This window comes from Acidimicrobiales bacterium (genome assembly GCA_036399815.1).
Taxonomy (GTDB): Bacteria; Actinomycetota; Acidimicrobiia; order Acidimicrobiales; family DASWMK01; genus DASWMK01.
In genome coordinates, this window is the sequence record DASWMK010000218.1 from 1 (window position 1) to 15458 (window position 15458).

The window sequence follows — 15458 nt, forward strand, 5'->3', positions numbered from 1 at the left end:
CCAGGCCCGCCGCGAAGTCGAAGGCCACCTCGCCATCGCCGCCGCACGACGCGGCCAAGACCACTTGGACGGCGACGCCTGGAACCCCGCCTCCGGCGCCGACATGTGCGACCTCGCCGAAGCCCTCCACCAAGCCGGCCATCACCACGAAGCCGCCGAAACCGCCGCGACCGCCATCCGCCTGTTGGGCGACGCCCCCTCCGTCTACCTCGACACCGCCCGCCGAATCCGCGCCGACGCCACCCTCGCCGCCGCCGACGGCTCAGACCGGGTTCCCACCCTCGTCGCCCTCGCTTCCACGAGCGGCGCCGCGTTCGCCGAGCTGGTGGAGGAGTTCGCGCCGCTGATCGCGTCGTTCATCCGGGCGCACCGCCTGTTCGGGGACGACGCGGCCGACGTGGCGCAGCATGTGTGGGCGACGTTCGCAGCCAAGTCGGGGGAGATCACGAACCCGGCGGCGGTGGCGGGCTGGCTGCGGACGACGACGCACCGGGAGTGTCTGGCGGTGTTGGAGAGGCAGGGGCGGACGGTGCCGACGGAGGGGCCGTGGGACGGCTGGTGGGAGGACCCGGAGCCGGTGGACCCTCAGGAGCGGAAGGCGCTGGGGGCGGCCATGGCGGGCCTGTCAGGGCGGGAGCTGGAGTTGGTGGGGCTGCTGATCGACGGGGAGTTGTCGTACGACGAAATCGCGGAGAAGTTGGGCATGCCGCGTGGATCGATCGGGCCGACACGGGCGCGTGCTCTGGCGAAGCTGGAGCGCCACCCGGCGATCAGGAAGCTCAGGTGAACGGAGAAAGTGACCATGCAGTTCGACCTTGGTGACGTGCTCACCATCACGACCGGGAGACTGGTCAGCCGCGACCACATCGACGGCGTGTACCGCATCCTTAACCACATGACCGGCGACAACCTGTTCACCCACCAGTTGCCCCGGGCGATGGACGAGTGCCGTCCGGACTTGCTGCGACAGCACCCTGACCTCGCCGCCATCACCGTGCCCGACGGCATCGACTCGGCGGAGACATGCGCCGCGTGGCTGGACTCGCTGGAACCGGTCTACGGCAGCGTGCGCGACGTCGAGCCGCTGCACCCGGACGACCACACCCAGATCGACCCGCTGGCCGAACTTGGGCTGAGGGGCGTCCGGAAGGCGAGCGTGATCCCGGTTGTCGTGGGCGACGACCCCCAAGAGCGCTAGTCCTCGCCTCGTCCTACGGGGAACTCGTCGGGGCAGCCAGCGGCCACCCACTCGGAGAGCGCGTCGAGAAGCCGCTCATCCGACAGGTCCGGCTCGGCGCGCTCGTCCGGAGCGCACATCAGCGGATGACCCTCGCGGCGTCGGCGTAGGCGCCGGACACGACTGCCTCCCCCGCCGCCAGACAGTCCGCGTAGTTCGTGTACCCCTCGCCGCTGGTGGCGATGATCCGGCCGTTGGCGGCGCGCAGCCTCCACCGCCACTTCTCGGCGCGGAGCAGCGACCGCGACCGGTACACCTCCAACCGGGTCGTCACCGGATGGGCGGCTGGCGGGAGCCGTCGAGGCGGGGCAGCGCCGCCGTCTGCGTGTTGTCCCGGGCGACGAGGAAGTCGTTGAACAGCGACGCCGACGACCCCACGGTGAGGCCGATCAGCACGACCGACGCGACACCGGAGATGTCGACGCCGAGCTGGTCGGCGAAGTCCGAGGCGGCGACGAGCCACACGACCACGGTGGAGCCGGTCCATGCGACGGCCTGGGTGACGACGCCGGTCCAGTCGCGGCCGGCGACCATGCGGATCAGGTCGACGGCCTTCTTCACGATGGGGGCGGCGACGGCGAGGAACACGGCGACCGAGCCGAAGTCCAGCCCGCCCGCTGCTCCACCGTCGGAGGTCTGGGCGCCGGCGGCGGGGGCGAGGAGGGCGAGGACGACGAGTGCGGCAGCCGCGACGAGCACGAACCATTCGCCGAGGCCGAAACGGTGACGGGTCATGTGCTCTTGGGTAGCGGGACCGCGTTCAGCGGGAACGGATGCAGGGACGGGCGGGACGTGGGAGAATGAACAGGACGGCTTGTGGTGAGCCGCACCCCGGCTACAAGGGAGGAGGGCGGGCCGCCTGTCGTGAACGTCCCGCCGGTGTGCCCGCACTGTCGACAGTACGCCAACCCCGGCGCGGAGCGGTGCTACTGGTGCGGTGGGAGCCTTCACGTTCCGACGCTGGCCGACGAGGTTCTGCGCGTCGCGCTCGTCCTCATCATTGCCGGGATGATCGTCGCGGTGCTCGTGGCCGTCGCCCTTCAGACCGAACGCTGAAGCCGGGCAAGGAGCGAGCTGATGCCGCACCACCCGCGACCGAGGCATCCCGCTACTCGAAACCGAGACTCTAAACGAGAGGTTTAGAGCTGGCCGGTCAGTACCAGTGGTTGCCGCGCATGAGCAGCCTCCCTTAGTCGCAGCCCGCCGGCAGGTCTGGGAGGGACACGTCCACCCCCACCGCCCTCGTGATCGACACCGCCACCTTCCGCAAGTCCTGCGCCAACGCGCAGTTGATCGCCAACACCGCCCGCCCCGTCCGCACCTCCCCGTTCTCGAAGCACTCGTGGAAGTCGTCGTCCTGCGACGGGGTCGTGCACTCCACCAGCAGGTCACCGTTCGCCCGGTTCTGCTCGGCGATCTCCTCCAACCGGCCCAGCACACCGACCAGCGTCCACACCCCCACCGCGACCACGATGGCAAGCGCGACGATCACGGCGTCGAGGATGATGGCACGGCGACGGAAGAACCGGTTCTGTGCGTCGACAGCGGCGAACAGTTCGTCTTCGGGTACGGGGGTCATGCGCCTCCTCTTGCGAGCCGCCGCCGCAGGTCGTCGTTGACCTCCCGAAGCTCGTTCAGTTCCTGTTGCAGCGCCTGGCAGTGGCGTTCGCAGGCGTCCGCCTTCTTCTCCGCAGCCTCGGCACGGTTCTTCGCCCGCTCCAACTCCTCGCGAAGGTCGGTCACGAGGTCGCGGGTCCACTGCCGTACCTCTGCTGCGGTGTCCTGCCGGGTGCCCCGCCGGTAGAGGAGCCACGCGGGAAGCGCGGCCACGATAACGGCGACCACCCCGCTGATGATCGCCGCTTCCACTTCACCTCCATCGGATCACAGCCCGCCGTGTATCCCGCCGCCGAGCGGGCCGCTCTGTAGGTCACTACGGTTCCGCATTCTCCGGTTCCCTCCTCACCCGAGGGGATCGGGGTACAGGCCGGGGCGTCTGTTCACGCAGGCGTCCCGGCCGCCTCCTTACTGCGTGTGGCCTCGCCGGTGGAACAGGTAGAGGTAGTCGGCGAGCACGTCGACGGTCGACTTGCCGTGCTCGATTCCGGCCACGCGCACGACGCCCGCAGGATCGGGTCGTCCATCTCCGCTGCGCAGGCGTCGCAGTCCGGCCGCCGGCCGAAGCCGTACCAGCGCAGCACCTTCGTGGCCGTCGGCATGATCAGGCGGCTTCGAGCTTCGCCAGCGCTGCCTCGGCCGCCGCGTACTGCTGCTCGTAGTAGGCGCGCTTGTCGGCCAGGTCCGCCCGCTCCTTGTCCGTCAGGCCCTCGCGAAGCTCGTCCAGCGCGACGGCGGCGAGGTTCGTGCCCCACCGGTTCAGCCGGGAGGCGACGACGAGGCGGTCCGTCTGCGCCTGCTGCGACTTGGCGAACTCGATCAGGACGGGGGCGAGCTTCGACGCCATCAGGTCGCCGATCCGCTCGATGTCGTCTTCGGTCATGTCGTCCTCCGGGATCGGGGGCGGTGGGGGCGGGATCGTTCCGGCGGCGGTCGACCAGTCGATCCCGACGGCGAGCTCGGCGGGCGACAGGTTGACCTCGTAGTGCATGGCGTCGTAGGCGGTGTGGCCGGTGGCGGGATTCCAATCCCAGTCGCCGCCCCACCGGAACACGGCGAGGCCGGCCTTCGTCTTGATGGCGTGGATGGCGGCGACCATCGCTGCGGGCATGTCGGTGACGAGACGGGAGCCGTACGGGTTGTCCAGCCAGTTGTGGTCCCCGGCGATGCCGTAGGCGTGCAGCGAGTAGTCGGTGCCACCGGTGATCGCCCGGCAGTTGTAGGCGCCGGTGTCGAGCGGACCGCAGGCGTACCCGTAGTGGCGCATCACCTGAGCGAGCGCCTTGAACGCTTCCTCGCAGCGAGAGTCGACCCAGCAGGCGGCGCCGCCGTAGTAGTCGACGCGGACGAGGCGACGGCCGCCGTTCATGCAGGCGGGCGCCCACAGGGCGCGCATCTCCGAAGTACCCCTCATGGTCTCCTTCCTCCTGCGATGGCGACTGCGCACACACCGAGGGACGCCGCCACCGCGACGAGGCACAGGGCGGGCCGGGCAACGAATCGGAGGGTCCGCAGCGGACGCCTCACGGCTGGCGCTCCTCGGGCGCCGTGGCTGGGTTTCCGGGCATGTCACGCAGGTCGATCGTCTCGTCGTCGGCGACTGCGCCGCCGTCAATCAGCGCGCTCACCACGTCGGTTGTCATGTCGCCCACCGACACAGGCCGGTCGAGCCACGGCGCCAGCGCCGGTTCGATCAGCATCCGCAGGTCCGGGCGGGACTGCGACGAAGCCATCCCGTCGCCTCCTCGGGTCGGCCGCCCTGCCGGAACATGGCGCCGACACTCGCCGCCACCCGAAGATGCTGACCGGATGCAGGAGGCTCAGCGGGGACGACGTGACGACCGTCGAAGGAGCGGCCCGATGATGCGCTCGAGACGGGCGGTGCACCAGGCGGCCACCTCGGGGGCCGGCTTGCCGCGCAGCTCGGCGGTCAACGTCGGGTTGCCCGACGCGTAGCTCCGGTCGCGTCGACGCGGCGTGGGCATCAGGGGAAGGCCGTCCAGCGGAACGTGACCTCCGCTTCGGTGATCAGCCCGGACGACGACCACCACCGGGTCTGGACGGTCGCCGAGTTGATCGCCCCGACGACGGCGAAGCCGGGTACGTCTGCGGTGCCGGCGATCGGCGCCTGGCCGACGCAGACGACCATGCGGGGCGTCCAGTCGAGACCGTGGTCCCAGGTGGAGTAGCCGTTCTCGTCGGTCGTGACCGTCTTCGTGCCACCCTCGGGCTGGCGGGCGACGTACAGGCCGTCGGCTCGGGGTTCGATGGACTGGCCTTCGTCGTCGGAGAGGACCACGGCGAAGGTGTACGGGTCGACCGTGGAGCCGGTGCCGCTGGCGACGACGGTGGCGGAGTCGTCGACGGCGCACTGGCAGCCGGCGACGGTCGTCTCGGAGCAGCGGCACGGCATGCGTGGAGCGTCGCTGTCGGCTGTCGAGGCGGGGAGGATGCAGAGGTCAGGTGACCCAGCCGAACACCTGGCGGGTCGTCGCCGTCAACGCTGCGGCGGTGAACGGCAGCGTCGGGGGGGCCGACATGCCGGTGTCGGCGGACCCGCAGAGGATCGGCGGTATGTCGAAGTGGGCGCCGGTGACGCCGAGCGTCACGCCGAGCAGCGAGGGGACGGTTGTGGCCTTCACCATGGCGCCGATGTAGTAGAGGCCGGTCGACGGCACCGTGTAGGTCGAAGAGAGGGCCAGCGACTTGGTGGTGTTCGCCGCCCACCCGGCGGTCAGCTGGTCGGCGGTCAGGCGGAGTGCTACGCGGGACGAGTCGAACAGGCCGAACCACCAGTTCGTCGGCGTCGCCATCGCCTGCGCGCCCGACCGGAACACGACGCTGGTGACCACGTCGCCCGCCTGGAGGCCGACGGCGAACAGGCGCAGCACGCCCGTCGCGAGCGCGGCGGTCAGGTCGGCGATGGCGACGCCGTCCCGGTCGAAGGTGACGCCGAGCGCGCCGGTCGGCCACTTCGCTCGGCGGCCGGCGAGCAGACTCGTGTCGGCGGTCGTGCGGGCCGTCGTCTCCGCCGCTACGAGCGACGCCGCCGTACCCGCCGAGTCGTACGTGCCGGTGTGGGTGTGGCCGGAGGTCGCCGCCCCGATGCTGAGCGGGATGACAGGGTCGGGCCCGCCGGTGGCGTGGGACGCGGCGTGAGCCGTCGGGGTGCGGGCGTCGGTGAGCCGGACGTCGCCCTCGAGGACCGCCGCGGCGGCGGACGGCACCCAGAGGGTCCCGTTGTAGGCGAGCACTCTGCCGATTCCCGCGCCCGTCGTGTCGACGTCGGTCAGGTCGTCGAGGGCGACGGCACCTCCGCCGGTGGGGAGCGGGACGTGGACGTAGCCGCCGGTTGCTAGGTCGTAGGCGATGGTGTCACCGTCGGCGGGCGGGCCGTCCTCGACGTTCGCCAGCCCTTCGAGGGTGGTGCTGACGGAGCCGGCGACGAGCGCGCCGACGGTGACGGTGCCGGACACGTTGGCGTCGCCGGTGAGAGTGAGGCTGCCGGTGTGGGCGATGTCGGCGAGGATCACCAGCGGCACGGTCGTCGGGTCGGCCGTCGTGACGAGAGCGACGACGAGCTGGCCGGTGAGGACGAGGTCCCGGCCGACGGGGAGCGGGGTGGCGCCCGGGTCGAGCTCGGCGGAGCGGAACAGGTTGCGAGAGCCGACCTGCCGGAACAGTGTGCGCAGGTCGGCTTGGATGCCGTCCAGCTCACGGCGGAGAGCGACGAGCGGGTCGGACGGGCGGCGGGTCACGCCATCGCTTCGAGGTCGACGGTCACTTCTTCGTGGCCGCCCCGCCAGGTGACGGCGAGGTCGGTGATCATGTAGTCGCCGACGAGGCGGGGGCGGGTGGCGGCGACCCGGAGGGTGACGACACGGCCGGGGATCAGGTCTTCCATGCGGACCCCGGCGTTGGGCCGCAGTTTGAGGGTGGGCGCGGTCTGGGCGCGGCGGGACGCCGCGAGCCGGGCGGCGGCGGCCTCGTCGGCGTCGGCCTTCTCGATGATGCCGTCTTCGTCGGCGACGCGTTCGACGAGACCGAGGCGGGAGTCGACGCCGCCGGCTTGGCCGGCGAACGCGAAGCCGGTGTCCGGGTCGGCGTCGCCGGGGGTGACGTACCACTTGGTGGCGATGGTCGTGCCGTCCTGGCCGGGGTTGGCGTCGGCGAGGGTGTGGTCCACGAGGACGCCGACCGGGTCGGGGTCGAACGGGACGGCTCCGACGTGGAGGCGCCGGCCGACCATCGTCCAGGGGACGCCGTCGCGGGCGAGCTCGGCGAGGCGGTCGGCGGCCAACGCGTAGTCGGCGGCGAGCACGGAGCGGGTGGCGACGATCCCGGAGGGGCGGGCGACGACGACGACCCCCGGGGACGGGTCGGGGGCCATCGCGTCGTCGACGTAGGCGACGAAGATGTCGGTGAGGTCGCGGCGGGCGGGACGGTGGTCGTCGTGGATCAGCCGCACCCCCCACCAGGCGGACAGGTCGCCGACCGAGAGGCGGAGGGTGTCGCCGTCGACGACGGGCACGTCGCGGACAGGGCCGACGAACTGCTCGGGCCAGCGGCCGGCGGCGGCCGGGTCGGCGCGTCGGATGGACACCTCGTGCTCCCACGCGTTCGCTGTCTCTGCGACGAGCTCGGCTTCGGGGGAGTCGAGCGCGACGTCAACGGTGGCGGACGCTGTAGCGCTCCGGGTGCGTCCCCAGGTGAGCGTCGTGAACGGGACGGGGACGGTGCCGGGGGCGCCGGTGGTGCGGGGGCCGCCGCGGGGTTGGAGGGTGACGGCGTAGGAGCCGTCGCCGAGCCAGCCGGTCATGAGACGGGCCGGGGGCGGGGAGCACGCCGCCCCCGACCCACCTCGACCGTGGTCACCCCAGCTCCCGGGGGTAGGCGGTGACCGTCGGGAACGTGTCGTCGTTGACCATCCCGCCCGCCTCCACTTCGACGCACATGGTCGTGCAGGGCGGCACGTCCGGCCAGTCGAACACCTCCGGCCACACCGGGACGATCAGCCCCTCCCCCGGCTGCGGCGCCTTCGACGTCCCCGGGTAGGCGAGCACCCGGCGGGCGCGTCCGTCGACCACCAGCCGGTCCCCGGATTCGAGGCGGGGGATCAGCCATTCGACGCACGGCGGCCACGGCGGCGGGCACGGGTCGGTGTCGGCCCGCTTCGGGGTGAACCGCACCCGCAGGTCGGTGACCGGGCCCGGCTCGCCGGCGTACACGTCGACGACGAAGGTGGCGTCCCGGCCCCACGGGTCGGTCGTGTAGGTCCCCACCCAGGGGACGGCGAGGCCGGACAGGTCCGCCTCGTACAGGTACTGGGGGAGGGTGTCGTCGTCGGCGAGGACGGCGGTGCCGGCGGCGTGGTTGATCGACGCCCACAGATGCGAGTCGGCGTCGAAGCCGCCCTTCACGGCCCCGAACCGGGAGCCGGCCGGCCCGGCGGCCTGGAGGCTCGACAGGCCGAGGTTGAGGAAGTCCGGATAGTAGACGGGGGCGACGTCCTGCTCGGAGAAGGCGACGTACATGACCGTCCCGGTCGCCGCGTTCCGGAACGTGATGCCCCGGCTGATCGACACGGCGGTCGTCGCGATCATGGCGTGCATCTGGGCGGGCACGTAGTCGGTGGTCGAACCGGGCCGCCACGGCGACTCGTAGGTGAAGATCGTCGACCCGGCGGCATTCCGGAGCGTGAGGGACACCTTGAAGTCGCAGGCCGCCGAGAACTTCACCCAGGCGTTCACGTAGGCGGAGTGGTGGCCGTCGCGGAACTCGGCGGGGATGGCGGTCGGGTTGGCGCCGGTGCCGACGATGCCGGTCGTGCCGAGGGCGTTCTTCACGACCCGCATCCGGCCGCCGTCGGTCGCCTCCCACGTCGGCGTGTTGGTCGTGCCCGACACGGGCGCCCAGCCGGTGACGCTGGCGGCGAACGTCTCGTTCGACGGGAGGGCCTGCTTGCGCTCGAGTGGGGCGTCGGGGACGACGGGCAGCACGTAGCCGCCGTTCCCGATGACGGCGACCGTGCCCGCCGGGGACTGGTGGTGGCCGCGGGCGGCGAGCGTGCCGCCCATCTGGTCGGACAGGCCGGCGAGGGGGAAGTCGGCGACGACGGGGCGGCCGGCGTCGGTCTCCCACGACCCGGTAGCGGGCGCCTGGGTGACCAGCCCCCATGTGTCGCTGTCCATCTTCCAGACGTTGCACGCCCGGCTGTTGAGCGTCGCGAACGGGTTGCCGGTCTCGGCGTTGGCGTGGGCGGTGTGGCCCCACAGGGAGCCGTCGGCGTTCCACCCGGCGATGGCGAACTGGACGTCGAGGTTGTCGGTCAGCGTCTCGGCGCCGGTGACGAAGTCGCCGGGCGGGAGCACAGCAGCGGACAGCGGCTCGTAGCCGGCCGGCGAGGCGGCGGGGTCGGCGACGAACAGCTGGAGGAGCGCCGGGTACGGGTCGCCCGCCGAGAACGAGTCGTAGACGACCGAGGTGACCATCCGGCCGTCGGACAGGGCAACCGGGCACGCCTCGTGATCCCGGGGCAGGAGGCCGAGCGGATGGCCCTGCCAGTCGGTCATGTCGGGCAGTTGCAGGAACGCCCGGGTGATCCCCTCGGGGTCGACGAGCATCAGCCGACCGGACCGGCCGGTGCCGCCCAGGTCGTTGTCCTGCAGGTAGTGGACGACCGACATCCACCCGTTGGGCAGGACGCACGCCTCGCCGTAGCCGCCGTTCAACCGGTACGCCTGGCCGTGCCCGTTGGTCGTCTCCGGGTAGCAGGCGTCGGCGACGTCGAGGGCGAGCGTCAGGCTGCTCACCGCGTTGGCGAACAGCTCGTCGACGGTGAACGTGCGGTCGAGGTCGAGCTCGTAGCGGCCGTCGGTTCCGAGCTTGAAGCTGGCCATCGCCGGCCACCGGCCGGAGGTGTTCAGGTTGGCGGCGCCGTCGTAGTCCCGCATGCACCAGGCGACGACGCGGGGCCCGTCGGAGGTGACGACGTTGCAGAGGTCGGAGGTGTCGCCGCCGTAGAAGCCCGGCGGGTCGCCGGGCAGGCCGCGCCCCTCCGAGGTGGAGACGTACACCTGGTACCGCTCCCCGGTGGCCTTGTTGTAGAAGGCGACCGACATGGTGTTCTGCGGCTCCGGGTCGAACTGCGACCCTGACCAGGGAATCACCGTCGACGCGACCGTCACCCCGTCGGGGCAGACGTGGGAGAAGAATCGCTGGGTGCCGGGCGGGAACTCGTCGCCGTCCACCACCGAGGTGGTGAACGACTGGCCGCGAGGCAGGGTCGTGTCGCCCTCGAGGTTCCCGAAGGTGCCGTCGAGCCCGTACAGGGTGACGGTGGTGGTCTCGGCGACCACCTGGGAGCCGGGCCCGTAGAGCCACGGCATCTCCGACACCGCCTGGAACGACACCCGTCGGGTGACGCCCCGGATCGGGCCGGCGGAGGGAACCGGGCCGTCGACGAGGCCGGCGGAGACGAGGGTCCGCTCCCATCGTCCCGGGTCGGGGTCGGTGGGGTCCGGGCAGGCGGACCAGACGACGAGTTCGGCGGTCGTAGCGCAGCCGGCGTCGGTGAGGACGTCGGCGAGCCACGCTTCCCCGTAGGCGAGGCCCCGGACGGTGGTCGCCCACAGGGTGCCGGTCACCGCCAGGGTGCGATGGCGGAGCCGGAGCGGGCCGAGCGTCGACCCGACCCGACGGCCGCTGTTGGCGGTCGTCTCCCGGCTGGCGACGGCGTCGACTTCGATCGGGTCCGCCCAGAAGCCGAGGAACTCGGCGGATTCGGGGCGGCCAGCGACGTACCAGGGGGCGGGGTCGTGGGTGTCGTCGCCGGCCGGGGTCGGCGAGTAGCCGTCGTCGTCTGCCCAGGCGGCGCAGCAGCCGCCGTCGAACCACAGGTCGACGGCGGGGAGGTCGGCGGCGGCGAGGTAGGCGGCGACCCGGGCGGGGTTCGACACTTCGGTGCCGTCGACGCAGAGGTACGGCTCGGCGATCATCGGGCGACCAGCCGGGCGGCGACAGCGCGGGCGGTCACCTCGGGGTCGACGGCTTCCCACACTTGGATCGGGCGGGCCGCCTCCTTCACCTTCGCGGCCGTCTCCTCGGCGACCAGGACGGCCAGCCGGCGGAGCGTCGCCTCGTCGACCGGGCTTCCCAGGTTCGGCGTCGGCCGGAGCGTCACCGGTTCGGGGGTGACGACCCGGGCTGAAACGTCGGCGGGGAGGATCACGCCCGGCTGGGCGAACATCACCGACTCCTGGCCGCCCGACCCGAGCCAGGCGGCTCCGCCCGACCCGAACAGGGCCAGCTCGGGGCCTTCCTCGCCGACCGTGTACGGGAACCCGGGTACGGCGGGGCCGCCGGTCGCGGCGGCGACCGAGTGCATGCGGGTGTACACGTCGATGTACCGGACGACGTTGCTCACCGAGTTCATGGAGCTTTGCGCCGACCCGGCAGCCGACGGGGCGTTCGTGGTGACCGTGATCGACCGGGTGACCCCGTCGACCCCGAAGATCGCTCCCTGCGCGGTGTTCGACCCGCTGATCGCGCCCGACGGGTCCGCGTCGACCGGGCGGGTCACGCCGAACACGGCGGAGATCACCGCCTGCGCCGCCGCCGCGCCCTGCTGGGCGCCGGACGGGTCGGCGTCGATGTCGGTCCCGTGGAAGAACGGCACGGAGTCGATCGCCTGCGCCGCCAGCCGGGCGGCGTCGGCGGCGGGTCCGGGGTCGCCGTCCAGTTCGGTCACATGAAGGAACGGCACCGCCTCCACGGCCGCCGACGCCAACGCGGCGGCTGCCTCAGCTTCCGCTGCGTCGGCGGACAGGGTCGACCGATGCTCGATGGGGATGGCGTTGATCGTCTCCCCGGCGAGCAGGGCGGCTTCGGTGGCTGAGGCGGCGTCGGCGGTCACGGTGGTGTGCCGCTCGGGGGGGATGCGGTCGGCGGCGTCGGCGGTGGTCGCCATGTCGCGGGCGGCCTGCTCGGCGCCCGGAGCCGAGACGGGGACGTCGAGGGCCGGGACGAGCGACAGGAGCCTGATCTGGTCGGCGAACGCCTTCACCTGATCGGCGGGGATACCGGCTGCCGCTCCGGTCGCCTCCAGGTCGGCGGCCAGGAACCCGAGTCCCGTGCGGATGTCCTCGACGGGCACCCCGGCCTCGGCCATCGCCACCGCCCACGCCCCGGCGTCGTCGACCGCCGAGCGGAGTTCCTCGCGGACGCGGATCGCCTCCGTCGAGAATCCCGACAGGGACACGCCGGCGCCGTCGTTCGCGTCCGCCGCGGCGCGGGCGGCGTCCGCGACCCCGTTGAGGGTCGACTTGAAGTCGTCCAACGCCTCGTCGGAGGACACCCCGCCGATCAGCCCGTCGATCTGCCGTTTCAGTTCCGACACCGCCTCAGCGGCTCGCTCGGCTGGACCGGGAAGCCCCTCGAAGAAGTCGACCACCTCGTCGCCGCCGGAGAACTCGTCGAGGCCGGCGAACGCGTCGCCCAACGCGCCGGCGAACCGCTCGACCGGCACGTTCCGGATCACACCGTCGACCCGGCGGGTCGCCTCCTCGACCTCCCCGAGGCCCCCGGCGGCGATCTTCCCCTGCGACTCGAGCAGTTCCAGGGCGGCGCCGTACTCGCCGGTGCTGGTGTTCGCGTCGGACGCGGCGAGCGCGGCGTTCACCTCCTGCTGGGACAGGTCGCCGTTCGACACGGCGGCCCGCACCGCCGCCTCCGCCGTCTCCTCCATCGTCGACCGCAACTGGGCGAAGATGGTGTCGGCGACCTCACCGTCCACCCCGGCAGCCTCCAACCGGGTGTGCAGTTCGGCCAGGCCGACATTGCCGGCCTGCGCCATCCGTGCCAGCTCGTCGCCGGTCAACCCGGCCTGGGCGAACAGCTCGCCGAGGACCCGGCCGTTCTCGCTCACCGTGAACGCCTGATCCAACCACGCCCCGGTCGCCGACCGCAGCGTCCCCTCCTGCGCCTGGTAGGCGGCGGTCAGGTCCTGCACGGACCGGGCGTGGGCGGCTTCCCGGGCGGCGGCCTCCGACTGGATGATCGTGTACGCCGTGAACGCCGCCGCGGCGGCGGCGACGGCGACGCTCATCGTCCCGGCGCCGACCGTGACGCCGCTCAGTTGGGGGATCACCCGGCTGAGGCCGCCGAGGAGGCTGTTGACGCCGGAGCCGAGAAGGGTGGCGCCCCGGTGGGCGGTCAGGAACGCGACGCCGGCGGTCGTGAGGCCGGGCGGCAGCATCGACACCAGCCGCAGCAGAGTGGTGAGCACGTCGATCAGCGGCAGCCCCGAGTCGACCATCGCCTGGGCGAGGCTGACCGCCACCGGCACCCCGGAGCGGAGCAGGTCGATCGCCGGGGCGACGACCGGCTGGCCGATCTGCTCGAGCGCCTCCCCGAACGCGACGCTGAGACTGCGGACCTGCACCTGGGCGTTCTGGGCGCCTTCGGCGACGTTCGATCCGAGGCTGTCGCCGTACCGCTCCGACGCGATCGCCGCGCCAGCGGCGGCCCGGTCGAACACCGTCAGTTCAGCGGCGGTGTCCTTCCCGGTGTCGGCGAGGGCTCGGGATTCGATCTCGGCCGTGCTCAAGCTGATCCCGAAGTTCGCCGCCGACCGGTTACCGCGGGCGAGGGCGTTGACCATCTGGTCGGCGACGGCGCCCACGTCCCCGAGGGCGGGGTCCAACGCGACGGCGTTCGCGGCGAGAGCGAGAACCTGTTCGGCGGTGGCCGCCACCTCGGGGCCGCTGCGCTCGCTGGCCTCGCCGAGCTGGACGAGGCTGGACACGGACCGGCGGATGGCGTCGTCGCTGCTGCCGAGGCTGACCGCCAGGGTCGAGATGTCGGTGTTGAGGGTGCCGACGTTGATGTCGTCGACCTGGGCGGCGTACTCGCCAAGCGTGGCGTTGTACCGTTCCTGGGCGCCTTGGGCGTCGAGTGCGGCGGAGAAGGTGCCGCCGAGGACGGCGGCGTACGCGGAGCCGACGGCGACCGCTGCGGTCGTCCCGGCGTTCAGCTCGCCGACGGCGGTCGCGAAGCCGCTGGCCTGCCCGAGCGCCCCCGACGCGATCCCGGTGAACGCCGCGGTCGCGTCGGTCAACTGGCCGACCCCGCCAGCGGCCTCCTGTGCGGCCTCACCCACGTCCTCGGCCGCCTCCTCGGCCTGGGAGGTGTCGAGTTCGATGGCCGCAGGTTCGGCGTCGGCGACGGCGGCTTCGATCGCGGCGGTGACGGGGCTGGCGTCCGCGGTGACGGTCACCTCGCTGCCAGCCGCCGCCTGCGCGACCGCGGCCTGCACCTCGGCGGGGATGCCGCTCGCGTCGGCGGACACCGGCACCTCGGCGGCGACGGACCCGACGGCCCGCTCCACGTCACCCGGGATCGACGAGGCGTCACCGGTCACCTCGACCGTCGGTTCGACCCCGGCGAGCGCGGCTTCGACGGTGGCGACCGCCGGCTGCGGGTCGCCTTCGACGACGACGGTCGGCTCCACCCCGGCGACGGCGGCCTCCACCTCTGAGACGAGAGGGTCGGCGTCGCCGTCGACGATCAGCGGGTCCAGGCCGGTGAGGGCGCCGTCGATGGCGGCTTCGACGGCGGACACGTCGGCGTCGAGCGTCAGGGGATCGATGCCTGCCAACGCGGCCTCTACGGCAGCGGCGACCGGGCTGGCGTCGACCGACCCGAGCGCCGAGGCGAGCGCTGAACTGAACGAATCGACAGCAGCACCCAAGGACTGCTCGATCCGGTCGATCGTCGCGTCGGCGGCGCCGGTTTCGAGTTCGAGTACGGCGGTGAGGTCAGGCATCGCTCACCGTCGCGGGCGGCAGGTACCGGTCGGCGAGCGCCTCGACCTCGGCGGGGACGGTCCGGGGGGCCGGCTGGTCGCCGTGGCCGAGGACCACCGCCGTGTACCAGACCTCCATCCGATCGGTCTGGTACATGTCGTAGCCGCGTTCGCTGAGCGCCTTGTACAGGGGCGCGTACTCACCGAGTACCGTCCCCGACAGGGCGCTGACGGTCACCGGCGTGCCGACCGATCCGGCCGGCGACCAAGGGCCAAAGGGACCGACCGCCAGAAGTCGATGAGAGCGGCGGGGAACCCGTCGGCGACGAGGTCGACCGGCCAGTCGTCGGTCGACTCGGGCAGCTTCCCGGTGCCCAGCCCACGGAACCCGTTGCCGTCGCCTTCGACGACGATGCGGAGCCATTCGGCTTTGATGTCGTCCGGTTCGGCGACGCGGCGTCTGATCTCGGCGACGAGCTCGTCGTTCGCCTTCCGGGCCTTGTCCTCGGCTCGGCGGCGCGCTCTCGCGTCGACGGCCGCTTCGACGGCGGCGGCCCGTTCCCGTTCGATTTCGGCGAGGCGGTCCATCATCTTCGACCGGTCGGCTTGGAGGGCGAGGCGGGAGGCGTTGACGCGGGCGAGGCGTTCGACGAGATCCTCGTGGAAGCGGCGCAGCTGGCCGAGGGTTGGGCGGCGGAGGGTGACCTTGCCGGTGGGGATGGCGATGATGACTTCGCCGGTCGGCGCGAATTCGATTCCGGTAGGGCCGGGGTTGTCCACGGGTGCTCCTCCGTGTGGGAC

General features: G+C 72.3%; 16 protein-coding genes. 3 read left to right on the top strand and 13 right to left on the bottom strand.

From position 1 onward, the window contains the following. Nucleotides 1–787, top strand: a 787-nt coding sequence (locus tag VGB14_16225; GenBank protein HEX9994477.1) for a sigma-70 family RNA polymerase sigma factor, incomplete at its 5' end; no start/stop codon positions are given. A 9-nt stretch (nt 788–796) separates the two neighbouring features. Continuing rightward, nucleotides 797–1198, top strand: a complete 402-nt coding sequence (locus VGB14_16230; protein HEX9994478.1) for a hypothetical protein — start codon at nt 797–799, stop codon at nt 1196–1198. 118 nt (nt 1199–1316) lie between these two features. Here the strand turns inward: VGB14_16230 and VGB14_16235 are convergent, their stop codons facing one another. Further along, a complete protein-coding gene (locus VGB14_16235) occupies nt 1317–1511 on the bottom strand; it encodes a YegP family protein (GenBank protein HEX9994479.1) in 195 nt (64 codons plus the stop codon). Continuing rightward, complete coding sequence (locus tag VGB14_16240) at nt 1508–1972, bottom strand: hypothetical protein (GenBank protein HEX9994480.1); 465 nt, start codon at nt 1970–1972, stop codon at nt 1508–1510. The genes VGB14_16235 and VGB14_16240 overlap by 4 nt, the downstream gene beginning before the upstream one ends. Before the next feature lie 84 nt (nt 1973–2056). On the opposite strand from VGB14_16240, the gene VGB14_16245 reads away from it, so the two are divergent. Beyond that, nucleotides 2057–2293: a hypothetical protein gene (locus VGB14_16245; GenBank protein ID HEX9994481.1), complete on the top strand. Its 237-nt coding sequence runs from the start codon at nt 2057–2059 to the stop codon at nt 2291–2293. A 133-nt stretch (nt 2294–2426) separates the two neighbouring features. On the opposite strand, the gene VGB14_16250 is transcribed toward VGB14_16245, so the two are convergent. From VGB14_16250 to VGB14_16300, 11 genes are all read right to left on the bottom strand, one after another. Continuing rightward, nucleotides 2427–2816 carry a hypothetical protein gene (locus tag VGB14_16250; GenBank protein ID HEX9994482.1) on the bottom strand — a complete coding sequence of 130 codons (390 nt, stop codon included), beginning with the start codon at nt 2814–2816 and terminating at the stop codon, nt 2427–2429. Next, complete coding sequence (locus VGB14_16255; GenBank protein HEX9994483.1) at nt 2813–3106, bottom strand: hypothetical protein; 294 nt, start codon at nt 3104–3106, stop codon at nt 2813–2815. Before VGB14_16255 ends, VGB14_16250 begins: the two co-directional genes overlap by 4 nt. Before the next feature lie 352 nt (nt 3107–3458). Next, nucleotides 3459–4268, bottom strand: a complete 810-nt coding sequence (locus tag VGB14_16260; protein HEX9994484.1) for a M15 family metallopeptidase — start codon at nt 4266–4268, stop codon at nt 3459–3461. Between the two features lie 109 nt (nt 4269–4377). Continuing rightward, nucleotides 4378–4587: a hypothetical protein gene (locus VGB14_16265; GenBank protein ID HEX9994485.1), complete on the bottom strand. Its 210-nt coding sequence runs from the start codon at nt 4585–4587 to the stop codon at nt 4378–4380. Nucleotides 4588–4838: 251 nt separating this feature from the next. After that, complete coding sequence (locus VGB14_16270; GenBank protein ID HEX9994486.1) at nt 4839–5267, bottom strand: hypothetical protein; 429 nt, start codon at nt 5265–5267, stop codon at nt 4839–4841. A 46-nt stretch (nt 5268–5313) separates the two neighbouring features. Beyond that, a complete protein-coding gene (locus VGB14_16275) occupies nt 5314–6612 on the bottom strand; it encodes a hypothetical protein (protein ID HEX9994487.1) in 1299 nt (432 codons plus the stop codon). Then, nucleotides 6609–7673, bottom strand: a complete 1065-nt coding sequence (locus VGB14_16280; protein HEX9994488.1) for a hypothetical protein — start codon at nt 7671–7673, stop codon at nt 6609–6611. Before VGB14_16280 ends, VGB14_16275 begins: the two co-directional genes overlap by 4 nt. A gap of 52 nt (nt 7674–7725) precedes the next feature. Then, nucleotides 7726–10851, bottom strand: a complete 3126-nt coding sequence (locus VGB14_16285) for a hypothetical protein (GenBank protein ID HEX9994489.1) — start codon at nt 10849–10851, stop codon at nt 7726–7728. Next, on the bottom strand, nt 10848–14678 hold the full coding sequence (locus VGB14_16290; GenBank protein ID HEX9994490.1) for a hypothetical protein: 3831 nt from the start codon (nt 14676–14678) through the stop codon (nt 10848–10850). The genes VGB14_16285 and VGB14_16290 overlap by 4 nt, the downstream gene beginning before the upstream one ends. Beyond that, a complete protein-coding gene (locus VGB14_16295; GenBank protein HEX9994491.1) occupies nt 14671–14895 on the bottom strand; it encodes a hypothetical protein in 225 nt (74 codons plus the stop codon). The genes VGB14_16290 and VGB14_16295 overlap by 8 nt, the downstream gene beginning before the upstream one ends. After that, nucleotides 14892–15437 carry a hypothetical protein gene (locus VGB14_16300; protein HEX9994492.1) on the bottom strand — a complete coding sequence of 182 codons (546 nt, stop codon included), beginning with the start codon at nt 15435–15437 and terminating at the stop codon, nt 14892–14894. Before VGB14_16300 ends, VGB14_16295 begins: the two co-directional genes overlap by 4 nt. Between the last annotated feature and the right edge of the window lie 21 nt (nt 15438–15458).

Excerpts from the sequence above, each read along its gene's own strand:
- VGB14_16240 (HEX9994480.1), bottom strand. The coding sequence starts at position 1,972 with ATGACCCGTCACCGTTTCGGCCTCGGCGAATGGTTCGTGCTCGTCGCG.
- VGB14_16250 (HEX9994482.1), bottom strand. The coding sequence starts at position 2,816 with ATGACCCCCGTACCCGAAGACGAACTGTTCGCCGCTGTCGACGCACAG.
- VGB14_16260 (HEX9994484.1), bottom strand. The coding sequence starts at position 4,268 with ATGAGGGGTACTTCGGAGATGCGCGCCCTGTGGGCGCCCGCCTGCATG.
- VGB14_16265 (HEX9994485.1), bottom strand. The coding sequence starts at position 4,587 with ATGGCTTCGTCGCAGTCCCGCCCGGACCTGCGGATGCTGATCGAACCG.
- VGB14_16270 (HEX9994486.1), bottom strand. The coding sequence starts at position 5,267 with ATGCCGTGCCGCTGCTCCGAGACGACCGTCGCCGGCTGCCAGTGCGCC.
- VGB14_16280 (HEX9994488.1), bottom strand. The coding sequence starts at position 7,673 with ATGACCGGCTGGCTCGGCGACGGCTCCTACGCCGTCACCCTCCAACCC.
- VGB14_16285 (HEX9994489.1), bottom strand. The coding sequence starts at position 10,851 with ATGATCGCCGAGCCGTACCTCTGCGTCGACGGCACCGAAGTGTCGAAC.
- VGB14_16290 (HEX9994490.1), bottom strand. The coding sequence starts at position 14,678 with ATGCCTGACCTCACCGCCGTACTCGAACTCGAAACCGGCGCCGCCGAC.